Raw genomic sequence first — 26,811 nt, forward strand, 5'->3', positions numbered from 1 at the left:
TTCTGGGGGCAGGACCATGGAAGTGGAACCACGCCGCGCGGACGCGGACGGCTCCGACGGGGACGGGGCCGAGATCACCCGGCTCTGCCGGACCCTGGTGCCGCTGGCAACCGCGGGCAAGCACGCCGAGGCCGCGTCGACCTATCGGTGGGTGACCAGGGCCTCGTCCGGGGCCCCGGACCGCTACGGCGACCACGCTTCGCGGCTGGAGTTCTGCGCGCTCACCGGCAACGAGCACACCGGTCTCGCTCTTCTGTCGCTTTTGGACGGTGTCGGCGACCACTCGGAAGCCATCGGCAGGCTGGAGTTCTTCGCTTCGGCGGCGCTGCTCACCCGACGGTTGACAGAAACCGGATACGGCGAGATCTCGTTCGTCCTCGACGGTCCGTACGACGGGCTTTCCCTGAAACTGCTGCACCGGCGGATGCGGGCGGCGGCGCTGGTCGAGGCGGAGGAACTCGACGAGCGCGATCCCGCCGGGTACTTCGCCGCGCACGCCGAACGGAAGATGGCCGCGAAACCGGTCGCGGAATTCGTCCCGCTCCTGCCTTCCGCGCTTCCCCGGGTCCCGATCCTGCCTCCGCCTGGCCTGTCGGCGGAGGAACTCGTCACCCGCGCCGAAATCCACAACCACCGCTGCGAGCCCGACGAGGCGCGGGCCTGTCTCGCCGAGATCGGCACCATCCCGGACGGGATCGCCCCGCGGCTGGCCGAGTTGCGCGCGATCTTCTTCCAGGACGGCGACACCGAGGAACGGCTGCGCCGCGCGGCGGCCGGGTTCCGGCGGCACGGCGACGAAATCCGGTTCCTGCTCAACCAATGCTGGCTCGGCCTGTGGCTCGTCTTCGACGATCAGGCCGAGACCGGGGTCGCGCTGACGACGGTGGCCGCGGCGCGGTTGCGGGCCGGGGCCGACGACAGCGCGGCCTGCTGGGGCGAATACTGGCTGGCGCACGTGCTTTCCGGACAGGGCCGCACTCCCGAGGCGTACGAGGCCTTGCGAAGGGGAGCCGAGCGAGCTCGTGAAGCGGGCGATCCCTTGCTGCACGGCACTCTTCTGTGTCTGGAGGCGTCGCTGCGCAACGGCGACGGCGAAGATCCGTTGACCACCCTGGAACGCGCGCAGGCGGCGACGGACGCCTTCATCGTCGGAAACGTCGGCGAGAAAGCCGTCGAGGCCGTGGAACAGGTCCGGATCGCCTATGAACGCACGGGATCGCTCGACGAATTGGACGTCTTCGTGGAGCACCTGCTGTCGACGCTGCCCGTCGGCGGCCCGGAACGGTTGCGCGGTCATCTCCGCCATCTCCGGGCGCTGTCCCTGATCGGCACCGGCCGGTTCGCCGAAGCCGTCGAAGACGCCTACGCGTCCCTCGGAGTCGCCGTGTCGAAAGGCAAGGACACCGCGGAACACTGGTACGTCCTCGTCACCGCGCTGCACGGCGCCGGCCGCTACGACGAGGTGCTCGACGTCGCACCCCGCACCATCGACCTGCTCGCCGGGTTACCGGACTGGGGGCACCGCTGCCGGTGGATGTACGCCGACAGCTACCGCGCGCTCGGCGAATCTTCGCGCGCCTTCAACGAATACGCCGTCCTCGCCGAAATCCTCGAGGAGTCGGGCGACACCGGGCACTCCTACATCTCGGTGAGCATGGCCGCCGCCGAACAACTGGATCTGCTCGGCTACGGCGCGAACGCCGCCGACTTCTACGCGCGGGCCGCCGACGCGGCCGTGGCGATCGGCGGCGGCTACGTGGCCGCCACCTGCCGCAACGCCGCGACGCTTTCCCGGCTGCGGTCCGGCGACCTCGACGCGGCGCTGACCGCGCTCGACGCCGCGGAAACCGCGGTGCACGCCGTGGAGACCGAAACCGCCCCCGCCAGGGAGCATCTCGTCGCGCAACTCGACCACGTGGCCGCCCACGTGCTCAGCGCCGCGGGCCGGATCCGGGAAGCCGCCCGCCGCGCGCTCCGCGCCGCCGAAACCTTCCACCGGATAGGCGAAGCCGAGTCCGCCCGCGATGTCGACCTGTTGCTCGAACAGATACTCCTCGGTGAACAAAAGTGACGTGTGTCCTGTTCTGTCAGTGACATGCCCACCTTGAGCTGCTTGTGATTCCTGCCGGTCCAGACCTCTTCACCGCATCCGGATGCCTCATCCCCGCGAGGAAAAGGCGGTTCGGCATGACCAGAAGATTCCTCAGCCTCGTGGCAGGCGCCGCGTTGGCGCTCGGCGTCATCCCGGTAAATGCCTCGACGTCCAGGGTGGCGGCACGGGCGAGGGCACGTGGCTGGTGATCTCGACCTGCACCGGGTCCGCCGGCCAGTCCTGGCAGATCCCCGCCTGAGGCACGGCCAACGGGGAGGGTCCAGGTGGTCGTGAGTGGCGAATGGGGTTAGAACACCACTTGCCACTCACGACCACCCCGCCACCGCACCCTCGCCAGCCACCGGGCCCTTGCCACCCGCCTCGCCCCGGAGAAAAATCCCCGGCATGTCCGGAGGAACCAGCGGTATCCGAAGCCTGCCCATCGGCTCGATCGCGCTGTGGGTCGTGCGCGTCGCACTCGCCGCCGAGTTCCTCTACAGCGGCTACCTGCTGTTCGCGGGCGGCCACACCGAACAGACCTTCGCCGAGATCGGCCTCGGACAGTGGCTGCGGTACGTCACCGGCGTCCTCGAGGTCGGCGGCGCGATCGGGCTGCTCGTCCCCCGTTTCGGCGGGCCGTCGGCGCTGCTGCTGGCGGGCGTCATGGTGGGCGCGAGCGTCACCGAGCTGTTCATCCTGACCAACGGCGACCCGGTCCTCCCGCTGATCCTGCTGATCTTCACCGCGACGCTGGCGTGGTTCCACCAAGATCAGACCCGCACGCTCTTCGGCATCGAGCCGCCCGAAGACGACGAGGATTCCCGCTAGCCGAACGCGAGGCCCCGTTCCCCTGAACGGCGCAGCACCCCCCTGCCGAATGCCCCGGTCACCGGCACAGTCAACGAAAAACCGCATGTCAGCGCGCCTCGCGACATGCTGACGGGCGTGCCGAAATCCGATCATCAGCGTGATCATCCGCTCACTCAAGGTGAAAGATTGCGGCTCGTTTACAACGAACCGGCCACCCGCTTGACAGTCGGAGTGGTACGTACCACGCTGCCGACATTGGTCTACACCATTTTGTGGGAGCCCGGCACAGTGGCCGGGCATCGAAAGGACGGCACGAGTGAAGCGCTGGCTCAAGATGGCTGCGGGCGCCGCCGCCATCACCCTCGCGACGGCGGGCTGCGCCGGTTCCGGCAGTGGCGACAGCACGAATTCGAGCGCTCCGGCCTCGAACGGCTCGCTCACGGTCTGGCTCATGACCGGGACGGCCCCGGAATCTCTGACGAACTCGCTCCACAAGGAATTCGAAGACGCACACCCCGGCGTCAAGGTCAAGTACGAGATCCAGCAGTGGAACGGCATCCAGCAGAAGCTGACCACCGCGCTGGCCAGTGACAACCCGCCGGACGTGATCGAGCTGGGCAACACCCAGACCCCCGCGTTCGCGAACCAGGGCGTGCTCGCCGACCTCACCTCGAGCGTGGGCGACTTCAACGGCGCGCAGTGGCTGCAGGGCCTCAAGGCTTCGGGCGAGTTCGACGGCAAGACCTACGGTGTCCCGTTCTACGCGGCCAACCGTGAGGTCATCTACCGCAAGGACATGTTCGAGCAGGCGGGCATCACCGCGACGCCGAAGACGCGCGCGGAGTGGCTCGACGCGATCACCAAGCTCAAGGCCAAGTTCGGCAGCGACCCCGAGTTCCAGGCCCTCTACCAGCCGGGCCAGAACTGGTACGAGCTGCTGTCGTTCATCTGGGACGAGGGCGGCGACATCGCGCAGGCCAACGGGAAGTCCTTCAAGGCGACCCTGGACTCCGCGCAGGCCAAGGCCGGGCTCGAGTTCTACAAGCAGCTCACCGACGCTTCGGGCACCAAGGCCCCGAAGGACGCCGACGAGGCCACCCCGCAGCAGGCCGGCATCTACGGCGCGGGCAAGGTCGCGATGATGGTCGGTGTCCCGGGTGAGGCCGACACCGCGGCGAAGACCGACCCGAAGATCAAGGAGAAGTCGGGCGCCTTCGCGATCCCGGGCAAGACCGCCGACAAGTCGGCCCCGGTCTTCCTCGGCGGCTCGAACCTGGTCATCCCGGCCAACAGCAAGAACGCGGCCGCGGCCAAGGACTACGTCAAGCTGTTCTCCACCCCGAAGTACCAGACCGAGCTGGCCAAGGCCGGTTACGTCCCCGGTACCTCGACCGACGTGTCCGCGCTGGACGCGAACCCGCTCACCAAGGTCATGGCCGAGGCTTCCAAGAACGGCCGTGCCGTCCCGACCAGCCCCAAGTGGGGTGACGTCGAGTCCGGTCAGAACCCGATCAAGGACATGCTGACCGCTTACCTGACCGGAACGAAGACGCTCGACCAGGCGACCGCCGACGCCAACGCAGCGCTCGACAAGCTCATCGGCGGATGACCACGACCAAAGATGTGACGACGCCGGCGGGGGCCACCCCGCCGGCTTCGCCGCGCATCAAGCCCCCGAAGTCCACTCGGCGTCTCCGTCTCGGCGAACGGACGGCGCCGTACCTGCTGATCCTTCCGGCGCTGGTCGCGATCCTGGTCCTGCTGGGCTGGCCGACGATGCAGCTGATCGGGATCAGTTTCCGCAAGCTCGACCTCCGTGAGCTGGTCTCCGGAGACATGGTCTGGGTCGGGTTCGAGAACTTCTCCGCGATCCTTTCCGACCCCGAATTCTGGGAGATCACGGTCCGCACCCTGGTGTTCACCGCCTCGGTCGTGATCATCACCCTGCTGCTCGCGCTGTTCATGGCGCTGCTGATGCGACACCTCAACCCGGTGGTCCGGGTGATCCTGCAGGTCGCGCTGATCCTCGCGTGGGCGACGCCGGTGGTCGCGACGACCACGGTCTTCCAGTGGATCTTCGACCAGCAGTACGGGATCCTGAACAAGACGCTCGCGAAACTCGGTTTCGAGGGCTTCATCGGGCATTCCTGGTTCTCCACCGGCCCGAGCACCCTGACCGTCATCGGCCTGCTGGTCGTCTGGCAGGCGGTACCGTTCGTGGCGTTCACGCTCTACGCCGGGCTCCTCGGCGTCCCGAAGGAGCAGTACGAGGCCGCGGGCATCGACGGCGCCAACGGCTGGCAGGCGTTCTGGGCGGTCAGCTGGCCGGCGATCCGGCCGATCCTGACCATGGTCACGTTCCTGTCGGTCCTGTGGGACTTCAAGTTGTTCGCCCAGGTCTGGGCGATCCGCCAAGGCGGGCCGGACGGCGCCAGCACGACGCTGCCGGTCTACATGTACCTCAAGGGCCTCGCGGGCAACCACTTCGGCCTGGCGGCGACCGCCGCCCTGCTGATGATGCTCGTGCTGATCCTGCTCACCGCCCGGTACGTCCAGCTGCTGGTGCGCACGAAGGAGGCCGACCTGTCATGAAGAAGTCCCTGACACAGCGGATCGGCCTCGGCGCGTTCGGCGTGGTCGTGGCCCTCCTGTTCGTCTTCCCGACGTACTGGATGATCACGTCCTCGCTGAAGACGCCGGGCCAGGTCCTGTCCCCGGACTACGACCTGATCCCGTCCGCGGCGACGCTCGACAACTTCGTCTCGGCGCTGACCAAGCCCGGGTTCACCACGTACCTCGCCAACAGCCTGATCGTCACGCTCGGCGCGGTGCTGTGCTCGCTCGTCGCGGGTGTGCTGGCGGCGGTTCCCTTGTCCCGCATGCGTTTCCGCGGTCGCAAGGGCTTCCTGCTGCTGGTGCTGATCGCCCAGCTCGCCCCGTTCGAGGCGCTGCTGATCCCGATGTACCTGCTGATGCGCGACGCCGGGCTGCTCAACCAGCTGCCTTCGCTGCTGCTGGTGTACTTCGCCGCGACGCTGCCCTTCACGTGCTGGATGCTCTACGGCTTCGTCAACGGCATCCCGTACGACCTCGAAGAGGCCGCGATGATCGACGGCTGCAGCCGGGCGGGTGCCTTCCGCCGGGTGACGCTGCCGCTGCTCGCGCCGGGTCTCGTGACCACCTCGGTGTTCAGTTTCATCACCGCGTGGAACGAGTTCCTGTTCGCGTTCGTGTTCATGCGCGACCAGAACAAGCAGACACTGCCGGTGTGGCTGTCCTCGTTCCGCACGGCGTTCTCCGTGGACTGGGGCGGGATCATGGCGGCGTCGGTCATCTACGCCGTGCCCGCACTGGTGTTCTTCATTCTCGTCCAGCGCAAGCTCGTGTCCAATCTGACCGCAGGCGCAGTGAAGGGGTAATCCTTGTCTTCACCGGAAAAGCTCGCCGCATCCGTTCTCGTATCGGGCTTCGACGGCACCACCGCTCCGGATTGGCTGCGCCGCAAGGTGGCCGACGGTCTCGGCGGCGTGATCCTGTTCGGCCGCAACGTGGTCGACGACGAGCAGGTGGCCGCGCTCAGCGCGCAGCTGCGGGCGGAACGGCCCGGCGTGCTCATCGGCATCGACGAAGAGGGCGGTGACGTCACCCGGCTCGACGTCGCCACCGGCTCGTTCATCCCGGGGCCACTCGCACTCGGCGCCGCGGACGACGTCGAGCTGACGGCGTCGGTCGCCGCGTCGCTCGGCGAGCGGCTGGCCGCCTGCGGGGTGACGATCAACTTCGCCCCGTGCGCGGATCTGACCCTGGCGGCGGAGGATCCCTCCATCGGGGTCCGGGCGTTCGGTTCGGACCCGGTGAAGGCGTCGCCGCACGTCGCGGCGTACATCACCGGGATGCAGAAGTACGGCGTGGCCGCGTCGGCCAAGCACTTCCCCGGGCACGGGGCGGCGACCGACGATTCGCACCACGCGCTGCCGGTGCTGCCGAGAACCGAAGCGGAACTGCACGAGATCGAACTCGTCCCGTTCAAGGCGGCGATCGCGGCGGGGGTGCGCGCGGTGATGACCGGGCACCTCGTCGTGCGCGCCTGGGGTGACCTGCCCGCCACGCTCAACCCGAAGGCGCTCACCGACGTCCTGCGCGGTGAACTCGGCTTCACCGGCGCGGTGATCACCGACGCGCTCGACATGGGCGCCATCGCGGGCGAACTCGGCAAGACCGAGGGCGTCGGCCGGGCGTCGGTGAAGGCGTTGATCGCCGGTGCCGACGCGCTCTGCCTCGGTGGTGTGTCGTTCGAAGAGGACGAGCTGAACCAGATCGCCGCGGTCATCGCGGCCGCGGTCAAGTCCGGTGAACTGCCGCTGGAGCGGCTGGCCGAGGCGTCGGAGCGGGTCGCCGCGCTGGGCGCTCCCCCGGTGTCGACGCCGATTTCGCCGGTCGACCACCGGCTCGGCCTGGAGGCGGCGCGCAAGGCGCTGCGGATCCAGGGCACGCCGAAGCTGGACGGCCCGCCGCTGGTGATCGACATCGAAACCGAGCCGATCATCGCGGCCGGCCCGATGCCGTGGGGGCTCGGCTCGCATCTGACCGAACTCGTGCCCGGCACCCGCACGGTCAAGGTCGGCGCGGACGGGATCGCGACCGCGATCGAAGCCGCCCAGGGCGCGCGCGACCTCGTCGTCGTGACGCGTGAGGCGCACCGGCACCCCGAGGTCCGCGAGTTCCTGAGCTGGCTCCGGGAGTCAGGCTCGGACTACATCCGGGTCGAGACCGGCGCCCCCGGCCCCGCCACCGAAGGCCCGCGGATCGACACGTTCAGCGGGTCCTACGTCAGCCTCCGCGCCGCCGCGGAGTACCTGGCCTGATCCTTTCGCATTTCGTCCTCTGGATGCGGTACTTGCACACGCAACTACCGCGTTCAGAGGACGAAATGCGTTCGGGGGTAATTCGGTTGCGGCATCGAGGTGAGGGTGCTGTAGTCGAGTGGACCTAGGAGATGATCGTCTTGCCGGTGTCAGCGTCCTTCCCACGGGTAATTTCCGCCTACCTCAAGGACAAGACACCTCGTGAAGACCCTCAACCTGGGGATCCTGGCGCATGTTGACGCCGGGAAGACGAGCCTGACAGAGCGGCTGTTGCACACCGCCGGGATCATCGGCGAGCTGGGCAGCGTCGATGACGGCAACACCCAGACGGACACGCTGGCGCTCGAACGCGCCCGCGGCATCACCATCAAGGCGGCCGTGGTGTCGTTCGCCGTCGGCGACGTCACCGTCAACCTGATCGACACCCCCGGCCACCCCGATTTCATCGCCGAGGTCGAACGCGCGCTCGGCGTGCTCGACGGCGCCGTCCTGGTGCTGTCGGCGGTCGAAGGCGTCCAGGCGCAGACCCGTGTCCTGATGCGGACCCTGCGGCGGCTGGGCCTCCCGGCGCTGCTGTTCGTGAACAAACTGGACCGCCGCGGCGCCGACCCGGATCGCGTGTTCCGGGAAATAGCCGGGAAACTCACGCCCTCGGTCGTCACTATGGACCCTATGCCACCCGATCGGGTGGTCGACCTGCTGACGACACTCGACGAGGACTTCCTGACCGGGTACCTCACCGACCCGGACGAGTTCACGCCGTCACGGCTCCATGCCGAGTTCGCCGCGAAGGTGTCCGAAGGGCTCGCCTATCCGGTCTACTTCGGATCGGCGATCACCGGCGCCGGTATCGACGCGCTCCGCGACGGCATCGAGAACCTGTTGCCCGCCAAGGAAAACGACGTCGACGGACCGCTGTCCGGCACGGTGTTCAAGGTCGAACGCGCTCCGGGCGGCGAAAGGATCGCCTATGTACGGCTGTTCTCCGGCAGCGTCGCCGTCCGCGACAAGGTCCCGCTCGGCGACGGCGAAGGCAAGGTCACCGCGATCAGCGTCTTCGCCAACGGCTCGGCCGTCCCGTCGGGAGCGGCCGAGGCCGGGCAGATCGCGAAGCTGTCGGGGCTCGACGTCCGGATCGGCGACGTCCTCGGGATCCGGCCCGAGCACGTGCCCCAGGCCTTGTTCTCGCCGCCGACGCTGGAAACCGTCGTCTCCCCGGTGCGCCCGGCCGATCGCGGTCCCCTGCACCAGGCGCTCACCCGGCTGACCGAACAGGATCCGCTGATCGGCCTGCGGCACGACGAGATCCGGCAGGAGACTTCCGTTTCACTGTACGGAGAAGTGCAGAAGGAAGTCATTCAGGCGACGCTCACGGACGAGTACGGCATCGACGTCGCGTTCAGCGAGACGACCACGATCTGCGTCGAACACGTCTCCGGCGCCGGATCGGCCGCCGAACTCATCGGCAAGGCGCCCAATCCCTTCCTGGCGACGGTCGGACTGCGCGTCGAGCCAGGGCCGCCGGGGAGCGGGATCTCGTTCCGGCTGGAGGTCGAACTCGGTTCGATGCCGTACTCCTTCGTCAAGGCCGTGGAGGACACGGTGAAGGAGACGCTGCGCGAAGGCGTCCACGGCTGGGAGGTGCTCGACTGCGTGGTCACGATGACGCGTTCCGGCTACTACGCCCGGCAAAGCCACGCCCACGGCACCTTCGACAAGAGCATGTCCAGCACCGCGGGCGATTTCCGCGCCCTGACGCCGCTGGTGCTGATGGCCGCACTACGCGAGGCCGGGACGACCGTGCACGAGCCGATGCACCGGTTCACCCTCCAGGCTCCGGCCGACACGCTCGGCCCGGTCACCGCGCTGCTGGCGCACGCGCGTGCCGTCCCGAATGCGACGCTCACGAACGGCGGGACAGCGGAACTCGACGGCGAGATCCCGGCGGCGAAAATCCATGAGGTGCACCAGCTCCTGCCCTCGGCGACCCGGGGAGAGGGCGCGCTGGAGACCGCCTTCCACGGCTACCGGCCCGTCCGGGGAGCACCGCCGTCACGGTCCAGGACCGACCACAACCCGTTGGACCGCAAGGAATATCTGCTACGCGTGCTGCGGCGCGTCTGAAGGAACGGAGTACGTCATGGTTTCACGGCTCGGGGTCAGGATCCCGCGCGAACTGCCCGCCTCCCGGCTGACCGCGCTGGCCCGCTGTGCGGAGCAGGAGGGCCTCGACGAGGTCTGGATCGTCGAAGACTGCTTCTACGCGGGCGGGATCGCCACGGCGGCGACGGTGCTGGCGGCGACCGAGAAGATCACCGTCGGCATCGGCATCATGCCCGCCGTGGCCAGGAACCCGGCCATCGCGGCGATGGAGATCGCGGCGCTGGCGGAGCTGCACCCCGGGCGCCTGATCGCCGGATTCGGGCACGGTGTGCCGAGCTGGATGCGGCAGATCGACGCGTGGCCGCCCTCGGCGCTGGCCGCGTTCGAGGAGACGCTGACGGTCATCCGGCTGCTGCTCGCTGGCGAGCGCGTTTCCTTCGAGGGCAAGCATGTCCGGCTCGACGAGGTCGAACTGGAGTTCCCGCCCGCGGTCCCGCCGAAGCTCATCGCCGGCGTCCGCGGCCCGAAGTCCCTCGCGGCGGCGGGCCGGGCGGCCGACGGGACGCTCCTGGCCGAACCGGCGACACCGGAGTACGTCCGCGCGACGCGGGACCTCATCGGCGTCGAAAGCCACACGATCGCCGCCTACAACTGGCTGGCCCTCGACGACGACCCCGAGCGGGCCCGCGAGCGGGTGCGGGCCGCCGTCGCGTCCGCGATCGGGCCGGACTCCGGCCCGGCGCTGAAGCCGCTGGACTTCGGCGCCGAACTGCAGGCCGAGATCGCCGCCTCGGGTGACGACCGGGCTGAGCTGGCCCGGCGCCTGCGTCCGGAGTGGATCGACAGGCTGAGCGTCAGCGGCTCGCTCGACCAGTGTGCCGAGCGGATCCGCGCGCTGTACGCGGCCGGGACCGAATCCGTCATCCTGCTCCCCTTGCTCGGCGAGCCGGAGGAGGAGTCCTTCGCCGCGGCGGGCCGGATCTCCGCGGAACTGCGCCGGTAGCCCTTCCAGCTGCCCGAAAGCCGGTCCGTTCCGCCGCTGTCGCGGCAGGTGGTGATCCCTAACGTCGTCGGGGTACCGAGCACAGAGGGGATCACCACCATGCCCGACATCGAGGCCGCACGGCATTTCGTCACCGTCTCCGTCGCCGACCCCGCGTCGTTGCGCCTGCTCGCGCGGCGCGGGCTCGACCTGTTCCCCTCGACGGCGAGGGAGACCGACGGCGGCGCCGCGATCGACGGGTACCTCGCCGACGCGGAGATCACCGACCTCATCGGCGACGGTCACGACGTCCTCATCCACCCCGCCGTCGAGGCCGCGCCGCTGGAGATCGCGCCGGAACCCGGCGCGCGGACCCTCGCCGCCGGACCGGAAGCCGCCGTGCCGCCCGGTTATCAGGCGTCGTACCACTTCCAGCGGTTCATCCACGACATGGCGCAGTCGCTGCCGGGCATCATGACCGAGGTCCGGCTGCCCGAACCGTCGGTCCAGGGCAAGCCCATCTCCGCGCTGCGCATCCGCGGCGGCACCCGCGCCGACCGGCCGGGCGTGATCCTGATGGCCGGGGCGCACGCGCGCGAGCTGATGAACCCGGAACTGCTGTACAACTGGGTCTTCCGCGTCGCCTACTGCCTGTCCTCGGAGACGACGGTGAACTATCCAGCCGTCACCTACCAGTTCAGCACGATCAAAATGCTGGTCGACAACCTGGACATCTTCGTCGTCCCGCTGATCAACCCGGACGGCCACGACATCGTCCTTTCCGCCGAGAACCTGCGGATGTGGCGCGGGAACAGCCGTCGCGTGGACCTCAACCGCAACTACGACTTCCTCTTCGACAGCGGCATCGGCACCAGCGCCGACCCGGCGAGCGAGGTCTACCGCGGGCCGGGCGCTTTCTCCGAACCGGAGACCCGCGACATCCGCTGGCTGCTGGACACCTTCCCGCACATCACCGCCGTGCTGGACCTGCACTCCTTCAGTGAACTGATCCTCTACCCGTGGGGCGACGACGACAACCAGACCACCGATCCGGCGCAGAACTTCCGGGTGCCGAACCCGGATCGCGGCGTGCCGAACGACGGCCGCTACCGCGAGTACATCCCGGCTGGCGACCTGAACTGGTTCATCCGCACGGGAAACCGGATGCGGGACATGATCGCGAAGCAGCACGGCCGCACGTACACGGTCCAGCAGAGTGTCGGGCTCTATCCGACGACGGCGACCATCGACGACTACACCTTCTCCCGGCATTTCGTGAATCCGGGGCTGAAGAACGTGCGGACGTTCTGCATCGAAACCGGCAAGCCACCGGTCGGCGGCGACGTCCTCGGCGCCTTCCAGCCGCCCTACGAGGAAGCCCGCAAGGTGATCGAAGAGGTCGGCCCCGCGGTGGTCGAGTTCCTGCTGGAGATCTACTGCCCGACCGGTCCCGACAGCCTGCTGCTCGAAGAGGCGGAGGAAGTCCTCGGCCGGCACATGGGCTCTTCGCGGGAACTGTACGACGGTCTGGTCGCGCACGGGCCGTCCATCCTGCGGGCGCTGGGCGACGATCCGCGGGCGCGGGTGACCGCGACGATCGCCCTGAAACGGCTCACGGAGGCCGCCCAGCTGGAGCACGATCCGGTGCTCGAAAGCGGCGTCGCCGCGAAGCTGGCCGAAGCCGCGACGGCGATCGGCGAGGCGGTGCCGGAAGCGTGGCCGCTGCTGAAGGAGTTCGCGGCGCGGGCCGAAGGGGCGGCCGGGCAACGGCTCAGCGCGGCCCTCGCCTGACCAGATCAAAGGTGTCGCGTCCGGGCGAGATGGGCGATCAGACGGCGATCACGCGAGTCACGTTCCTGATCACGCGAGTCACGTCCTCGATCACGCGGGTTCAGGCACGAGGCCACCTGTGCCTTACCCCTCAAGAGAACCGTCGGCTTCAAAGCAGGGCCTTCGTGGCGCGGCCGGAACCGGCCCATACGGATCCGACCGCGATCCCGACTGGCCACAAAGGACAACTTTTTCGTCGAAGTGCCCTGTATGAGTGTTTTGCGAGTGGGTCGTGAGTGGCAAGTAGCGTTAGAACGCTCTTTGCCGCTCACGACCCCTTCATTAAGCGCACATACAGGCACGGACCGGACATTCGGTCGTCGACAATGTCCTCTGTAGACACTCATGGTGCGGCCGACCTCCGGCGGCCAGTCCGGAACCACGCCGCCAAGGCCCTTGAAAGGCCTGCCTCTGCAGCGGCCTCGCCTGACACCCTCGTGAGTGGCGTTTCGGGTTCTATTGAGGGGTAAGGCAAACGTGTCGGGCCGGCGAAGGGGGCTTTCGCCGCATCGCATGCGGGAAAGTCTCCCTTCGCGTCACCTCCCGCTGGTTTCCGGTCCCCCAGGCTCCCGCTACGTCACTGTCCTGAAGGGGCCTTCACGACACGCCCTCGGAAAGCCCACAATGTGGCATTGGGCGCACACCTCAACAACCCGAACCGCCACTCACGACCTGATCAGAACGGATGCTCCATCCACACGTTCGCTTCCACGTAGACCCCGCAGTCCCGCTCGACGTTCGCGTGCACCGGCGCGATCCCGCCGGGGATCACGTTGTCGCCGTCGGCGAGTTCGACACCGGCCCACTTCCGCCAGTCCGCGATCGAGCCCGAAATGGTCACGGCGAACGGGCAGACCTTGATCAGCCGCGCGCCCAGCCGTTCGTGGGTGCGCAGCCAGCGGTCGGCGAGCAGCCCGTCTTCGCGGCGCCGGAAGGCGTAGGACTCCATGGGCACGTCCGGCTCGTCCTCCTTGCCGATCGGGCGCACCGAGACGATCAGCCGCTTCAGCCCCGTCTCGGCCGCGCGCGCCTTGAGCGCCTTCAGCATCGGCGTGGACAGGCCGGTCCCCCGCAGATGCGGCGCCACGACGACTTCGAGGGCGCACAGCGTGTCCGGCGCGCGGCCGTCCATGAGGTCGTGCGCGGCCCACTGGATCGCCTCGTCCCAGCCGTGTTCCGGCAGCTCCGGGCGGTCATCGGCGGGGTAGGTCAGCGGAACCGACAGCGCCCGCGCGATCGGCACGCCGTCGTCGTCCAGGGCGATCAGGAAATACCGGGCCCAATGCCGCAGGAACCGTTCCGGGGTGATCATCTTGCCGCTGAACCCGGCGTAGATGAACTCACCGCCGACGTCGCCGAGATTCAGCGCTGGATCGAGAAGATCGGGACGGGACGCAAGATCGACGATTCGCATGCCGCCAAGTCAACCGAGCCGATCATCACCGGCGATAGCTGCTTCCGGGCGATGATCAAGCGAGCTGGTGCGGCGTGGTCTGCAGCCGGGAAAGAACGTCGGTGAGCCTGCCCGCGGCGACGTCCCATTCCTCCAGGACACTGCTCCGCGCGAGCGCCGACGTCCGCAGCGAATGGCGGAGTTCGGCGTCGAGCGACCAGCGCAGCAACGCCGTCGCGAGCGCGGCCGGGTTGTTCGGCGGCACCAGCATGCCGGGGACGCCGCCGCCGGGCGCCGTGCCGAGCGCGTCGTGCGCGCCGGCGGTATCGGTGGTCACCACGGGGATCCCGCGCGCCAGGGCCTCGGCGACGACCAGCCCGGACGTACCGCCGCGAGCGGGCAGGACGAGCAGATCCGCGCCGTCGTAGACCAGGTCGAGGTCTTCCGGCGGCCGGATGAGGCTGATGCGGGAACCGAGCCCGAGCCGTTCGACCGTCCAGCGCAGTTCGTCGACGTAGGCGGGATCGTGGTGCGTCGCCCCGGCGAACACGCATTTGAACGCCAGTTCGTCGACCGTCGAGAGCGCCCGGATGAGCACGTCCTGGCCGTGGCGCGCGGTCATCGGGGCGAGACAGAGCAGCCGGGACACGCCGTCGGCGCCGGCGGCGAGCGGGGCCGCGTCCGTGCCGGGTGTCGCGACGTAGACGCGGGTGGGGTCGAGGTCGTGCCTGTCGATCAGCTGCCGCGCGAGCCACGGCCCGGTGGCCACGACCAGGCCGGCCAGCCGCAGGGTCTCCCGTTCGCACGCGTCGAGTTCGGCGGCCTGCGCCGGGTCGAGGGCGGGATCTTCGGCGAGCGGCTGGTGGACCAGCACGGCCAGCCGCAGCCGCCGGGCGTGCGGGACCACGATCTCCGGGACCCCGCAGGCGACCGTGCCGTCCATCAGGACGACGGTGTCGTCGGGCAGCGCGGCGAGCGAACGGGCCAGTCTCGACCGGGACAACGGCCCCGGCATCGGCCAGGTACCGGCGATCGGCAGTTCGAGCAACGGGAGACCAGTGGCCGGGAGGTTCTGGCACATGCGGCGGTCGTACTCACCGCTGGTGTCCTCGGCGTCCCCCGGCAGGACGAAGACGACCGGTTCGGTCACGCGGACATTCGAGGTGAACACGGTTACCTCCAGATGCGGGCGCCTTACCAGGAGACACGGATCCGGCGCCCGCCCGGTTCATCTCAGGTATGACAAACTTTTCACCCTCCGATGCGGGCGATCGCCGCCACGATGTCGTCGCGCAGCCCGGCGCCGACCGCGATGGTCGCCGCCGAGCGCACCGTGTGATCGCCGCCGCCGGTGTCGACGACCACTCCCCCGGCCTCGCGCACCAGCAGGACCCCCGCCATCGTGTCCCACGGTTTGTTGGCGAGGATGACGCTCGCGTCGAGTTTGCCGTGCGCGACCCAGGCCAGGTCGATCGCCGCGGAGCCGAGGAAGCGGACCCGCTGCACGCGGCCGCCGAGTTCGGCCAGCAACGCCATCCGGACCCGGTTCTTGACCTCCGCGCCCTCGCCGACCGCGAAGTCGCCGATGCTCACGATCGCGTCGGACAGTTTCGTCGCCTTCGAAGCTTCGAGACGCTCTTCGCCTGCGTACGCGCCCTGTCCCTCGACAGCGGTGTAGGTGACGTCGAGGAACGGCAGCGAGATCGCCGCGACCGTGCTCTTCAGGCCGTCGACGAGGCCGAGCGAAACGCCGCACAGCGGGATGCCGCGCGCGAAGTTGGCCGTGCCGTCGACCGGGTCGAGCGCCCACCACAGGTCCTCGTTCCCCTCATGCCCGCGTTCCTCGCCGAGGATGCCGATCTCCGGGGTCTCGCGCGCCAGGAATTCGCGGACGGCGTCCTCGACGGCGAGGTCGACGTCGGTCACCATGTCGCGATCACCTTTGGCGGCAACGGAAAACGACGTCATCGAGTGGATGATCCCGGTCGCCTTCGCGACAGCCTCGCGGGCGACGGACAACAATGCGGCGTGATCGGTCATCTGGGTACCGTAGCCCCGTGAACCTGTTTCCGACGGCCACGACGGCCGACGAACGTGCCCGGGGCGCCGACGTCGCGGTGCTGCCTGTCGGCAGTTTCGAGCAGCACGGCGCGCACCTCCCGCTCGCCACCGACACGGTGATCGCGACGACGATCGCCGACGCGCTCGCGGCGGCGTATCCGGTGTTGCGGCTCCCGCCGGTCACGATCGGCTGCTCGCACGAACACGCGGACTGGGCGGGGACGGTCAGCATCTCGGCGGCGACGCTGTACGCCGTGGTGAACGACGTCGCCGCGTCGCTGCGCCGGTCCGGGGTGCCGAAACTGGTGCTGGTGAACGCGCACGGCGGCAACTACGTGCTGTCCAACGTGGTCCAGGAGTCGGCGTCGCCGATGGCGCTCTTCCCCGGCGTCGAAGGCTGGCAGGCGGCGCACGACGCGGCCGGGCTGGAGACGTCGCTGGACAGCGACATGCACGCCGGGGAACTGGAGACTTCCCTTTTGCTGCACGCCCATCCGTCGCTCGTCCGGCCCGGTTTCGAGGAGGCGGACCACCTGGCCGACGACAGGCGGCACCTGCTCACCGTCGGGCTTCGGCCGTACTCGGAGTCCGGTGTGGTGGGACGGCCTTCGCTGGCGACGGCCGAGAAGGGACGGCTGGTGCTGGAGTCACTGGTGGAGAGCTTCGGGGAGACTCTGACCGTGCTCGCTTGAGTCGATCAGGTCCAGATGCGGCAGGAAGTGGTGCATCCGCTCCTGTTTCGTCCGCAGGTACCGCAGGTTCTCGTCGTTCGGCGTCACCAGCAGCGGCACCCGCTCGCTGATCCGCACCCCGTGCGACTTCAGCTGGTCGACCTTCGTCGGGTTGTTGGACAGCAGCCGCACCGACCGCACCCCGAGGTCGGTCAGGATCGCCGCCGCCGCCCGGTAGTCGCGCGCGTCCACCGGTAACCCGAGCGCGATGTTGGCTTCGACGGTGTCGAGCCCTTCGTCCTGTAGCCGCATCGCCTTCAGCTTCGCGAGCAGGCCGATGCCGCGTCCTTCGTGGCCCTGGGCGTACACGAGGACCCCGGCGCCCTCCTCGACGATCGCCCGCAAGGCCGCGGCCAGCTGGTCTCCGCATTCGCAGTGCATCGAGCTGAAGACGTCGCCGGTCAGGCATTCCGAATGGACCCGCGCCAGCGTGTCGAAGCCCGCGATGTCGCCGTGCACCAGCGCCATCTGCTCGGTGCCGTCGGCGTCCAGGTATCCGTACGCGCGGAAGACGCCGTAGTGGGTCGGCAGCCTGGTCTCAACGACTCTCTCGACGGTCATCGCGTGTCTCCTGTCTTTACGGGTGTCCTCGCCGCGCTGCGCGGTGCGGCAGGTGTACGGGTCTTCAGGGAGCCGGCGAGCAGCACGACGGCGCCGGGAAGGCTGGAGACGAGCGCGAGCACGCCGTAGACGACGGCCACGGTGACGCCCTGCGCCGAACCGAGGCCCGCCGTGCCGAACAACAGCGCGCACACGCCTTCGCGCGGGCCCCAGCCGCCGATGTTCAGCGGCAGCCCCATCGCGAGCAGGGCGAGGATCATCAGCGGCAGCAGTTCCCCGACCGGCGCGGTGACCCCGGCCGCGCGCGCGGCGACGACGAACAGGGTGAGGTGCCCGGCCAGGGTGGCCACCGAAAGCAGGCTCACGCCGGGCCAGGTCTCCTTGGTCAGCAGGCCCAGCCGGACGTCGGCGAGGGTGACGGCGAACCCGCGGCGCCATTTCGATCCACTGTGGATCCAGTGTTTCCCCGCCGTCATCCCGGTGACGACGGCCGCGAAAGCGAGCACGACGACCACGATCCCGGCGCCCGTGACGACCCCGTCGATCGGCGGCGGCACCACGGAAGGCGTGCTGAGCACCACGGCGACCGACGCGCCGATCACCACGATCTGCCCGGCCGTCCGCTCCAGCACCACCGCGCGGACGCCGCGCAGGACGTCACCGGCGCCGCGGCCGTGCTGCACGGCGCGATCGACGTCGCCGAGCACGCCTGCCGGCAGGACACCGTTGAGGAACAGCGCGCGGTAGTACTGGCCGACGGCGCTGGGCAGCGACAGCTCCAGACTGAGCCGCCGCGCGACCAGGCACCAGCGCCAGGCGCTGAAAACCGTGGTGGCGAAACCGATCCCGAGTGCGGCGGCGACACCGCCCTCGTCGACTTCGCGCAGTCCGTCGAGGAACGCCCTCGTGCCCAGCTGCCAGACGAGCACCCCGAGGATGCCGAGCGCGCCGAGGATCCGCAGCCAGGGCCAGAAGCGCTTCACGACGGCACCACCAGGAGGTCTTCGTGCTGGATCGTCGCGTTCAGTTCGCCCGCCGCGCACTGCGCGAGCCGCCGGCGCAGATAGGCGTCGCCGTCCGCCGAAAGCTCCGGGTACTGCTCGCAGGCGGCGCCGACCCAGCCGGTGAGCCATTCCGCGGTCAGCGCGGCCTGATCCGCCCCGAGCAGCCACGGGCTCGGGGCGCGCCGCACGGTGGCGCCGAGCCGTTCGAAGACCCCGGCCGCGACGTCCACCGCGTCCGGGCCGAGCAGCCACCGGCCGTTGGTCACCCGGCGCTGGTGCGCGTTGAAGGCGTCGGAGATGTCGACGTCGAACTTGTCCTGGGGCGCCAGCACGACCCGTCCCGAAACGCTCAACGTGAACAGGACCGCGCATCGGGCCTCGACGCAGGCCTCGGCCAGCCGGGACATCTCCTCGGCGGTGAGCAGGTCGAGCAGCGCCGACGCCGTCACGAGCGAGGTCCCCGCGAGGTCTTCGGCGCGCAGTTCGGTGATGTCACGCTGTTCGGTGACGACGGTGACCTCGCTGCCGTCCAAAGCGTGCTCCGGACGGCTGGTGCGGGCCAGCGCGTGGGTGAGCAGATCGGGGTCGCGGTCGTGCAGGATCCAGCGCTGCCGTCCGGGCAGCCGCCGGGCGAGCCAGCGGCCGAGCGAACCGGTGCCGCAGCCGAGGTCCCGGACGACGACTTCGTCCTGTCCCCGCAGGAACGTGCGCACCGGCTCGATCAGCTCGGTCGCGCGGGCGGCGGCGTCGGCGTCTTCCCGCAACTGAAGCCAGCTCGGGGCGAACTTGGTCATGCCGCCGTCCTTTCGCTCAGCAGCACGGCGGCGACGCCGCGGGCCGTCGCGTCCCAGCCGGCCAGCATCTCGCGGCGAAGGCGCGCGGAGGCGCGAAGCCGGTCACGCAGTTCAGGCTCGGTGAGCCAGCGGCGAAGGGCCGTGGCCAGCGCGTTGACGTCCTCACCCGGGACGAGCAGACCGGGCACACTGCCGTCAGGAGACTGGCCGAGCGTGTCCGGCAAGGCGTCGACAGCGGTCACCAGCACGGGAATGCCGCGGGCGAGCGCCTCGGTGACGACCATGCCGTAGGTCTCCGCGCGCGAAGGCAGCACAAGGAGGTCTGCGGCCGCGTACGTCGCTTCGAGAGCTTCGCCGGACCGGGGACCGGCGAGCGTGAATCGATCGCCGAGGGTGTGCCGCCGCAGGCGTTCGACGTAGCGGGTCTCGCGGCGGATCGCGCCGACGCATTCGCAGCTCCACGGGAGATCCGTGAGCGACTTCAGCGCGTCCGCGAGCAGGCCCTGGCCCTTGCGCGGCGTCACGTTGGCGACACAGATCAGGTTTGTCCCGTCCGGACTCCCGGAAGCGAGTTCGGCCCTGTCGACCCCGGGCGGCACCACGTGCACGCGATGCGGGGCGAGATCATGGTGCTCGATCAGTCGCCGCGCCGCCCAGTCGCTGGTCACGACCACGGCCTCGACAGCGCCGAGAGTCTCCCGCTCCCACCTGTCGAGGTCGGCGGCGAGCGAAGGCGAAAGTCCTGTTTCGTCGGCCAGCGGCAGGTGCACCAGCACCGCGATCGACAGCCGCTGCGCCGCGGGCACGATCACCTCGGGCACTCCGCAGGCCACCAGTCCGTCGAGCAGGACCGTCGCACCGGTGGGCAGGCCGGCGAGCTTGCGCTCCAGCACCTTGCGCGCTTCGGTGTCGGGCCGCGGCCAGTTCCCGCGCACGGCGATCTCGTGGACCTCCACACCCGCCGCGACGAGGCCGTCGCACAACCGTCTGTCGTAGACGTTCCCGCCGCTGGGGGCGCTCGGGTCGTCGATGTCGCCGGGCAGGACGACCGGGAGGCCGTTCACAGCGCACGCTCGTAACTCGCCCACGCGACAGGGGATTCGTGCAGCGAGACGGTAAGCCCCTCGAGCCCGCGCGCCCCTTCGCCGAGCGCTCCCGTGTGGACGCGTTCGGCGAGCCTGTCGGCGATCACCTTGGCGAGGAACTCGGTCGAGGTGTTGATCCCGGCGAACTCGGGCACGTCGTCGAGGTTGCGGTAGTTCAGGTCGGCGAGCACCGCTTTGAGCTCTTCGGTCGCCTTGCCGATGTCGACGACGATGTTGTCGGCATCCAGCGCGGACCGGCGGAACGTCGCGTCCACCACGAAGGTCGCTCCGTGCAGGTTCTGCGCGGGCCCGAAGACCTCGCCGCGGAAGCTGTGGGCCACCATGACGTGGTCTCGGACGGTGATGCTGAACAACGGACCTCCCGGGTAGTGCCCTAACGCGTGTCCTCCATCTGATAGGTGACACGGAGACAGAGCGTTCCTGGTTCATTCGCGGCCAGACGCCCCAAGACGTCCGGTAGTTCATGGAACCTGCATTCCCCACTGACCAGCACACTAAAGACGGGGTCCGACAAAATTTGCAAAGCGAGAGCCAAGCGGTCGCGATAGCTTCGGTTCGTGCGGCGCGCGGGCGAGACCATGCCGACCTGGCTGCCGCGGATCGTCAGCCGTCGTGAGTGGAAGTTCTCGCCGAGCGGGACGCTGATCCGGCGGTCGCCGTACCAGCTCAGCTCGATGACCTCGCCCTCCGGCGCGAGCAGTTCCAGCGAACGCGCGAGCCCCGCTTCGCTCGCGCTGGCGTGCACGACGAGGTCGCAGTCGCCCAGCGCGTCCTCCGGTGTCGAGAACTCGACACCGAGTGCTTCGGCGACCTTCGCGCGCTCCGGGTCGACGTCGATCAGCTGCACACGGGTCGCCGGGAAACCCGCCAGCAGTTTCGCCACGCTGCTGCCGACCATGCCGGCGCCGACCACGGCGATCCGGTCGCCGAGCTTCGGCGCCGCGTCCCACACGGCGTTGACCGCTGTCTCGATCGTGCCCGCGAGGATCGCGCGCTCCGGCGGCACGCCGTGCGGCACCGGCGTGACGGCCGACGCCGGGACGACGTAGCGCGTCTGGTGTGGATAGAGGCAGAAAACGACTTGCCCGACGAGATCCTCCGGACCACGTTCGACCACACCGACGTTGAGGTAGCCGTACTTCACGGGCCCCGGGAAGTCGCCTTCCTGGAACGGCGCGCGCATGGCCGCTCGTTGACTGGCCGGGACCTCGCCGCGGAAGACGAGCGTCTCGGTGCCCCGGCTCACGCCGGAGCACAGGGTGCGGACCAGCACCTCGCCGTCACCGAGCGGAGGGAGCGTGACCGGCCGGAGCTCGCCGCCGCCGGAACCACTGAACCAGAAGGCGCGTTCCATCGTGTCCTCTCATGCCGGACCCTGGAGACGGGGTCGCCGTCACCATAACGAGGAGGCCTCGTGATCAACCCCGGTATTTTCCTGGGGGTCCTCGTCCAGCTGGCGTTGCTGGGGACGCTGGACGCCGTCGCCGGGCTGGGCCCGCTGGGCTGGCTCGCCGGTGCGGCCTACGGCATCGCCGTGGGCGGATTCCTGACCTACGGGCTGAGCCGGAGCACCGCGCGCTCCCTCGGCCCGGCCGACGCCGTCACGCTCGCCCGCTCCGGGCTGGTCGGCTGCGTGACCGCGCTCGTGGTGGACACCGCGGGCCGGGAGATCGTCACGATGGTCGTCATCGCGTCGGTCGCCCTCGCCTTGGACGCCGTCGACGGCCAGGTCGCGCGCCGTACCGGGACGGCGTCGCCGCTCGGCGCACGCTTCGACATGGAGGTCGACGCGTATCTGATCCTGGTCCTGAGCGTGGTCGTCGCCCAGTCGCTGGGCCCGTGGGTACTCACGATCGGCGCGATGCGCTACGCCTTCGTCGCCGCGAGCAGGCTGTGGCCGTGGCTGAACACGCCGCTGCCGCCGAGCATGGCGCGCAAGACGGTCGCGGCGGTACAGGGCATCGTGCTGGTCGCGGTGGCTTCGACGGTCCTTCCGCCCTGGGCCGGCTTCGTGGTCACGCTGGGCGCGCTGGGGCTGCTGACCTGGTCTTTCGGCCGGGACACGTGGTGGCTGCTGGAACAGCACGCCTTCAGGGCAGTTCCCGCCGAAATCGCTTGATCAGGCGTACTGCGCTTCGCCGTTCCCGAGCGACCAGTTGACCAGATCCGTTTCGGAGATCGTGACGAACACGTTCCGCGGCTCGGCTCGCGCGTACTCCTCGGCGAGCTCCGCGATCCGCCGGTACAGCGATTTCTTCTGCTCGTCGGTGCGTCCGGTCCGCATGGTGATCGCGACGAACACGATCCCTTCGTCCCGGTGGACCCCCAGGTAGTCGTCGTATTTCAGGGTGCTCCGGCCGTTGAGGACCTGGAAGCGGTCGTCGGCCGGGATGCCGAGGGTTTCGACCATCGCGTCGTGGACGGCGTTGCCGAGGGCTTCGAGCTTTTCGGTCCCGACGGCGTCGATGCGGACGAAGGGCATGTCAGTTCTCCTTGGTGGCGAGCAGGCCGAGGGCGCCGTCGACGGCTTTCGCGAACACGTCCGGGGATCCGGCGGCGCGGGCGAGGACGTAGCCGCCCTGCAGGACCGCGACCAGGGCGATCGCCGTGGCGAGGGGGTCAAGCGAAGCGTCTAGTTCACCTTTCTCGCGGCCCTCTTCGAGCAGTTCGGCGAGGCGGCCGGTGACCCAGCCGAAGGCCTCCTCGACCGGCTTTCGCAGGTCCGCGTCGGCCATCACGTCGGGGTCCTGGGTGAGCTTGCCGACCGGACAGCCCTTGAGGGCGTCGCGCTCGCGGCGCAGGTAGACGGTGATCCGCTCGACGACGGTGCCCGACCCGGTGAACTCGGCCTCCGCCCTGGCGCGCAGATCGTCGGCGTTGCGGCCGATCGCGGCGAGCGCGAGCCCGGACTTGCCCTGGAAGTGGTGGTACATGCTGCCCTGGCCGGCGCCGGAGCGCTCCTGGATCGCCTTCGGGCTGGTGCCGACGTACCCGCGCTCCCACAGGAGTTCGCGAGTGCTCTCGATGAGCTGTTCCCTCTTGTCCACGCTCCGACCGTACATACTAGTAGGTACAGAGACAACCCGGGGCGGCGGGAGCAAGGGACCTTTGCTGCCACTTTCCCGGAAACCCACAGGTCAGCCCCTCGCGCCGCCTTCACGGACTTGCGGATCGCCACGTACGCCACAGTGACCTCATGCCTCACGTTCGAGCCGCGTGAAGGCCCCCTTCACGCGGCTCAGCCGAGGGAACTCGACCTTCACACCTCCCCCAAGTACGTGAAGGCGACCAAAGCGGCGGTGAGGCATCGGTACAGGTGGTCGTGAGTGGCAAGTGTCGTTCTAACGACACTTGCCACTCACGACCACCCCGACCCACCCTCAACAGAACGCGTTTAGTCCTCTGAGTGCGGCACCTCAGGGCCGCGAGTCCTGCCCGAACCGCTCCCAGTCCCGGTCCCAAGCCGCCCGCCGCGCCCGGTTCAGCAGGCGCAGAGCGATCAGATACCCCGAAGCCAGCACCGTCGCCGCGATCAGCCACACCCCCACCCCGACGCCGACCCCCGTACTGGTCGCGTCCAGCGGCATCACCGGCGGAGCGACGACGGCCTCGGACTCGTCGAGCCACACGGTCACCCCGTCACCCGCCGTAGCGCCGAGATCGGCGGTGGCGAGCCCCTCCTGAACCGTGCCGTCCGCCAGCGCCCAGCGCGCCGGGACACGAGCGGTCTCCATCGAAGGGGTCCCGTCGACGCCGATGCGCGCCGGCGGAGCGTCTTCAAGGAGGAACGCGGTCGTCGAATGACGGGTGGCCGTCTCCAAAGCCGAGCGCGCCATCATCGTCGCGTAGGCCTCCGAACCGGCCGCCGCGGCCAGCGGGACACCGAGCAGCGCCGCCAGGACACCGCCGAGGAGGATCACTCCCTCGATCCGGTCGGAGAGCCGGGCGAGCGGATTCCGGCCGGGATGAATCCGGCGCCACAGGTACAGAAGCGACACGACGGGCCTCCTTCACCGGTTCCCCACCGACAAGACTGCGTCGCGAAGAGCCGGAGTGATAGGAGGCTTTGGTCCCGTCAGCGGCGAGGAACGATCTCACCTGGGATCACGTACGCGGTGTCCGCCCGGTTCACCGCACGACGTGCGCGTACGCGGGCTTCAGGTCCTCAATCGGACCCGGCGGCGCCACCAGCGGCCCTTTCGCCCAATCGCAGCCGAGTTCGTGCAGCACCTTCAGCTGCCGCACGGTCTCGACCCCCTCGGCGACCACCACGAGGTCGACGGCGTGCGCCATCGCCATGATCCCGGCGACGATCGGCTCGGCGTCGGTCGACTTCCCGAGGTCGGCCACGAACGACCGGTCGATTTCGATCACGTTCAGATCGAGGCGGCACAGCTGGGCGAGCGAGGAGTACCCGGCGCCGAACCGTTCCGCGGTCACCCTGACCCCGGTCTTCCGCAGCGCGTCGACCGCGTCGGCCGCGTCCTTCAGCGCCGTTTCGTCGACGTCGAGGCTCAGGTCCTGCGGCCCCAGCCCCGCTTCCTCCAGAGTTGTCTGAACCACCTGTAGCAACGTGGGATCGCCCAGTTGGCGGACCGAAAGGCTCACATTCACATTACAGTGCACACCATGATCGGCACGCCATCGCGCGATCTCGCCGGCGGCCTTGGCAAGGACCTCCGCACCGATGACCGTCAAAAGATCGCCGTCGTCGGCGATCTCGGCCAATTCGGCCGGATCGACCGGTCCCCGGTCGGGGTGATCCCAACTGGACTTCGCCTTCACCGCGACCATGTCACCGGTCCGCAAATCGACGACGGGCTGATAAACGGTCTCGACCAGGCCTTCCGCGACGGCGTTCCGCAGATCCTGCTCCAGAATGAATCGATCCTGCACTTTCTTCCGCATGATCGGCGCATAGAACGCGTACCGGCCTGGGCCGAATGTTTTGGCCTGATACATCGCCAGATCGGCGTCTTCCAGCAATTCATCGGCACTGCGGGTATCGCCGGGTTCCGCGATCACTATTCCGATACTCGTATTTATATACAGTTCTCGGCCGTGCACCGTGAGCGATTCGGCGAGATGCCGCTGAAGGTGATCTGCCAGCGCCCGTACCTCGGCGGCTTCGGTATAACCGGTGGTGATGACCAGGAACTCGTCCCCGCCGAGCCGCCCGACCAGATCCGAAGGTCCGGCGGCGGCCCGCAGCCGGTCGCCGATGATGCGCAGCACCTGGTCGCCGACGGTATGACCGAGCGAATCGTTGATGATCTTGAACTTGTCGAGGTCGATGAACATCACGGTGGTCGTGCGCGCCGGCTCGGCGATCGTGAGGCGCAGCCGGTTCAGCGCGAGCGTGCGGTTCGCGAGCCTGGTCAGCGGGTCGTGGGTGGCCTCGTAGGCCAGCCGCTCGCTGATCGCCCGCCGTTCGGTGATATCGGCGAAGGACGTCAGTACCGAGGGCACGCTCTGCCCCGGCGCCATCAGCGGTCCGGAGGTCAGCGAAAGCCACCGGTGCGCACCGTCGCGGCGCCGCACCTGCACGACCCGCCCGGTCTCGACCTTCCCGGACCGCCGCACGCGCGCGGACGGCAGATCCTCGACGGGCACCGGGACGCCGTGTTCGTCGTGCAGCCGCAGCGTCCGGCTCTCCAGGCCGACCAGGGAGCCCGCCGGAACGCCGGAGATCCGGTGCGCCGCGGAGTTCGCCAGCTCGATCCGCCCACTGGGCCCGACCAGCAGCACGCCTTCGTCGAGCGTTTCGACGACGGTGGCGAATTCGGCCTCGGCCCGGCGCTGCGCGGTCTCGTCGGCGCACAGCAGCACGTAGCCGTCGAACATCTCGGCCGCGGAGACGCGCACCGCCAGCGCCGTGCCGTCGGCGCTGAAATGCGTCGCCTGCACGACACCGCCCGCCGCGACGACCTGCCGCGGACTCATCGGCGCGCCGACGACCTCGGCCACCGGGACACCGATGACCTGGTCGAGTTCGTGGCCGTAGACGGCCTCGGCCGCCGGATTCCAGCTCGTCACCAGCCCGTCGGGCGAGGTCGCGATGATCGCGTCGCTCGCGTGCCCGACCAGCGCGGCCTGAAACCGCAGCCCGGCCTCGGCCGCCTTCTGCGTGGTCAGATCGCGCATGATCACCTGGTAGGCGGGTTCGCCTTCCCAGGTCGTCAGCACCGCCTGCGACTCGACGGCGACGCCGCGGCCGTCCAGGGTCCGCAGCGTCATCTCGGTCGGCTCGCTGAACGAGCCGGGCGAGGCCAGCGAACCGATCCGCGCCAGCAGCGCGTCCTGCGAACCGGCGGCGACCAGGTCTGTGATGTGCGTCCCGATGATCTCCGTCGACACCTTCGCGCCGACGAACCGCATGGCGGCGGAGTTCACGAACACGATTTTGCCGCGCTGATGGACGCAGATCCCGTAAGGGCTCGCCTCGACCATCGTGAGATATTGCGTACCCAATGTCCCGC

Annotated in this window: 24 protein-coding genes; 11 read left to right on the plus strand and 13 right to left on the minus strand. The window is 69.2% G+C overall.

The window, feature by feature from the left end; genetic code table 11:
* The first annotated feature begins 16 nt into the window (after positions 1 to 16).
* The 9 genes from ACFOSH_RS04850 to ACFOSH_RS04890 all read left to right on the plus strand — a co-directional run bounded on the left by ACFOSH_RS04850 (position 17) and on the right by ACFOSH_RS04890 (position 12,643).
* Positions 17 to 2,071: a hypothetical protein gene (locus tag ACFOSH_RS04850; protein ID WP_378237438.1), complete on the plus strand. Its 2,055-nt coding sequence runs from the start codon at positions 17 to 19 to the stop codon at positions 2,069 to 2,071.
* Positions 2,072 to 2,497: 426 nt separating this feature from the next.
* The gene (locus ACFOSH_RS04855; protein WP_378237439.1) at positions 2,498 to 2,920 is read left to right on the plus strand and encodes a DoxX family protein; all 423 of its coding nucleotides are present in this window, start codon (positions 2,498 to 2,500) and stop codon (positions 2,918 to 2,920) included.
* Positions 2,921 to 3,218: 298 nt separating this feature from the next.
* Complete coding sequence (locus tag ACFOSH_RS04860; RefSeq protein ID WP_378237441.1) at positions 3,219 to 4,511, plus strand: extracellular solute-binding protein; 1,293 nt, start codon at positions 3,219 to 3,221, stop codon at positions 4,509 to 4,511.
* Positions 4,508 to 5,494 carry a carbohydrate ABC transporter permease gene (locus ACFOSH_RS04865; RefSeq protein WP_378237442.1) on the plus strand — a complete coding sequence of 329 codons (987 nt, stop codon included), beginning with the start codon at positions 4,508 to 4,510 and terminating at the stop codon, positions 5,492 to 5,494. Before ACFOSH_RS04860 ends, ACFOSH_RS04865 begins: the two co-directional genes overlap by 4 nt.
* Positions 5,491 to 6,321, plus strand: a complete 831-nt coding sequence (locus tag ACFOSH_RS04870) for a carbohydrate ABC transporter permease (protein ID WP_378237444.1) — start codon at positions 5,491 to 5,493, stop codon at positions 6,319 to 6,321. The genes ACFOSH_RS04865 and ACFOSH_RS04870 overlap by 4 nt, the downstream gene beginning before the upstream one ends.
* 3 nt (positions 6,322 to 6,324) lie before the next feature.
* Complete coding sequence (locus ACFOSH_RS04875) at positions 6,325 to 7,767, plus strand: glycoside hydrolase family 3 protein (RefSeq protein ID WP_378237445.1); 1,443 nt, start codon at positions 6,325 to 6,327, stop codon at positions 7,765 to 7,767.
* Positions 7,768 to 7,968: 201 nt separating this feature from the next.
* Positions 7,969 to 9,891, plus strand: a complete 1,923-nt coding sequence (locus ACFOSH_RS04880) for a GTP-binding protein (protein ID WP_378237446.1) — start codon at positions 7,969 to 7,971, stop codon at positions 9,889 to 9,891.
* A 16-nt stretch (positions 9,892 to 9,907) separates the two neighbouring features.
* Positions 9,908 to 10,873: an LLM class flavin-dependent oxidoreductase gene (locus ACFOSH_RS04885; protein WP_378237448.1), complete on the plus strand. Its 966-nt coding sequence runs from the start codon at positions 9,908 to 9,910 to the stop codon at positions 10,871 to 10,873.
* Positions 10,874 to 10,972: 99 nt separating this feature from the next.
* On the plus strand, positions 10,973 to 12,643 hold the full coding sequence (locus ACFOSH_RS04890) for a M14 family zinc carboxypeptidase (RefSeq protein ID WP_378237450.1): 1,671 nt from the start codon (positions 10,973 to 10,975) through the stop codon (positions 12,641 to 12,643).
* Between the two features lie 715 nt (positions 12,644 to 13,358).
* Here ACFOSH_RS04890 and ACFOSH_RS04895 read toward each other — a convergent pair.
* The 3 genes from ACFOSH_RS04895 to ACFOSH_RS04905 all read right to left on the minus strand — a co-directional run bounded on the left by ACFOSH_RS04895 (position 13,359) and on the right by ACFOSH_RS04905 (position 16,115).
* Complete coding sequence (locus ACFOSH_RS04895; RefSeq protein ID WP_378237451.1) at positions 13,359 to 14,096, minus strand: Long-chain-fatty-acid--CoA ligase; 738 nt, start codon at positions 14,094 to 14,096, stop codon at positions 13,359 to 13,361.
* A 55-nt stretch (positions 14,097 to 14,151) separates the two neighbouring features.
* A complete protein-coding gene (locus ACFOSH_RS04900) occupies positions 14,152 to 15,246 on the minus strand; it encodes a glycosyltransferase family 4 protein (protein WP_378237453.1) in 1,095 nt (364 codons plus the stop codon).
* Positions 15,247 to 15,326: 80 nt separating this feature from the next.
* Positions 15,327 to 16,115 carry an inositol monophosphatase family protein gene (locus ACFOSH_RS04905; RefSeq protein WP_378237455.1) on the minus strand — a complete coding sequence of 263 codons (789 nt, stop codon included), beginning with the start codon at positions 16,113 to 16,115 and terminating at the stop codon, positions 15,327 to 15,329.
* A 17-nt stretch (positions 16,116 to 16,132) separates the two neighbouring features.
* Here ACFOSH_RS04905 and ACFOSH_RS04910 point away from each other — a divergent pair, with 17 nt between their 5' ends.
* Positions 16,133 to 16,828: a creatininase family protein gene (locus ACFOSH_RS04910; RefSeq protein ID WP_378237456.1), complete on the plus strand. Its 696-nt coding sequence runs from the start codon at positions 16,133 to 16,135 to the stop codon at positions 16,826 to 16,828.
* Here the strand turns inward: ACFOSH_RS04910 and ribA are convergent.
* Genes ribA through ACFOSH_RS04940 form a run of 6 tightly spaced genes read right to left on the minus strand, consistent with a single transcriptional unit; the run spans position 16,784 to position 21,686 of the window.
* Entirely contained in the window at positions 16,784 to 17,428 is a 645-nt protein-coding gene (ribA, locus tag ACFOSH_RS04915) for a GTP cyclohydrolase II (protein WP_378237457.1), read from the minus strand. The two genes, ACFOSH_RS04910 and ribA, sit on opposite strands and share 45 nt — an antisense overlap.
* Positions 17,425 to 18,411 (minus strand): lysylphosphatidylglycerol synthase transmembrane domain-containing protein, encoded by a 987-nt coding sequence (locus ACFOSH_RS04920; protein WP_378237458.1) that lies wholly within the window; start codon positions 18,409 to 18,411, stop codon positions 17,425 to 17,427. The genes ribA and ACFOSH_RS04920 overlap by 4 nt, the downstream gene beginning before the upstream one ends.
* Positions 18,408 to 19,226 carry a methyltransferase domain-containing protein gene (locus ACFOSH_RS04925; protein ID WP_378237459.1) on the minus strand — a complete coding sequence of 273 codons (819 nt, stop codon included), beginning with the start codon at positions 19,224 to 19,226 and terminating at the stop codon, positions 18,408 to 18,410. Before ACFOSH_RS04925 ends, ACFOSH_RS04920 begins: the two co-directional genes overlap by 4 nt.
* Positions 19,223 to 20,290 carry a glycosyltransferase family 4 protein gene (locus ACFOSH_RS04930; RefSeq protein WP_378237460.1) on the minus strand — a complete coding sequence of 356 codons (1,068 nt, stop codon included), beginning with the start codon at positions 20,288 to 20,290 and terminating at the stop codon, positions 19,223 to 19,225. The genes ACFOSH_RS04925 and ACFOSH_RS04930 overlap by 4 nt, the downstream gene beginning before the upstream one ends.
* Positions 20,287 to 20,685, minus strand: a complete 399-nt coding sequence (locus tag ACFOSH_RS04935) for a 6-pyruvoyl trahydropterin synthase family protein (protein WP_378237461.1) — start codon at positions 20,683 to 20,685, stop codon at positions 20,287 to 20,289. Before ACFOSH_RS04935 ends, ACFOSH_RS04930 begins: the two co-directional genes overlap by 4 nt.
* Positions 20,686 to 20,705: 20 nt before the next feature.
* Positions 20,706 to 21,686 (minus strand): zinc-dependent alcohol dehydrogenase, encoded by a 981-nt coding sequence (locus tag ACFOSH_RS04940; protein ID WP_378237462.1) that lies wholly within the window; start codon positions 21,684 to 21,686, stop codon positions 20,706 to 20,708.
* Positions 21,687 to 21,746: 60 nt separating this feature from the next.
* On the opposite strand from ACFOSH_RS04940, the gene ACFOSH_RS04945 reads away from it, so the two are divergent.
* On the plus strand, positions 21,747 to 22,451 hold the full coding sequence (locus ACFOSH_RS04945) for a CDP-alcohol phosphatidyltransferase family protein (RefSeq protein ID WP_378237463.1): 705 nt from the start codon (positions 21,747 to 21,749) through the stop codon (positions 22,449 to 22,451).
* Here ACFOSH_RS04945 and ACFOSH_RS04950 read toward each other — a convergent pair whose 3' ends face one another.
* The 4 genes from ACFOSH_RS04950 to ACFOSH_RS04965 all read right to left on the minus strand — a co-directional run bounded on the left by ACFOSH_RS04950 (position 22,452) and on the right by ACFOSH_RS04965 (position 26,782).
* Positions 22,452 to 22,814, minus strand: coding sequence for a tautomerase family protein (locus ACFOSH_RS04950; RefSeq protein ID WP_378237464.1), 363 nt, complete (start codon positions 22,812 to 22,814; stop codon positions 22,452 to 22,454). It abuts the gene before it with no gap.
* A 1-nt stretch (position 22,815) separates the two neighbouring features.
* A complete protein-coding gene (locus ACFOSH_RS04955) occupies positions 22,816 to 23,379 on the minus strand; it encodes a TetR/AcrR family transcriptional regulator (protein ID WP_378237465.1) in 564 nt (187 codons plus the stop codon).
* A 369-nt stretch (positions 23,380 to 23,748) separates the two neighbouring features.
* Positions 23,749 to 24,330: an Rv1733c family protein gene (locus ACFOSH_RS04960; RefSeq protein WP_378237466.1), complete on the minus strand. Its 582-nt coding sequence runs from the start codon at positions 24,328 to 24,330 to the stop codon at positions 23,749 to 23,751.
* A 130-nt stretch (positions 24,331 to 24,460) separates the two neighbouring features.
* Positions 24,461 to 26,782: a sensor domain-containing protein gene (locus tag ACFOSH_RS04965; RefSeq protein WP_378237467.1), complete on the minus strand. Its 2,322-nt coding sequence runs from the start codon at positions 26,780 to 26,782 to the stop codon at positions 24,461 to 24,463.
* Between the last annotated feature and the right edge of the window lie 29 nt (positions 26,783 to 26,811).

The sequence above is a fragment of the Amycolatopsis speibonae genome, from assembly GCF_042647925.1.
Lineage (GTDB): Bacteria > Actinomycetota > Actinomycetes > Mycobacteriales > Pseudonocardiaceae > Amycolatopsis > Amycolatopsis speibonae.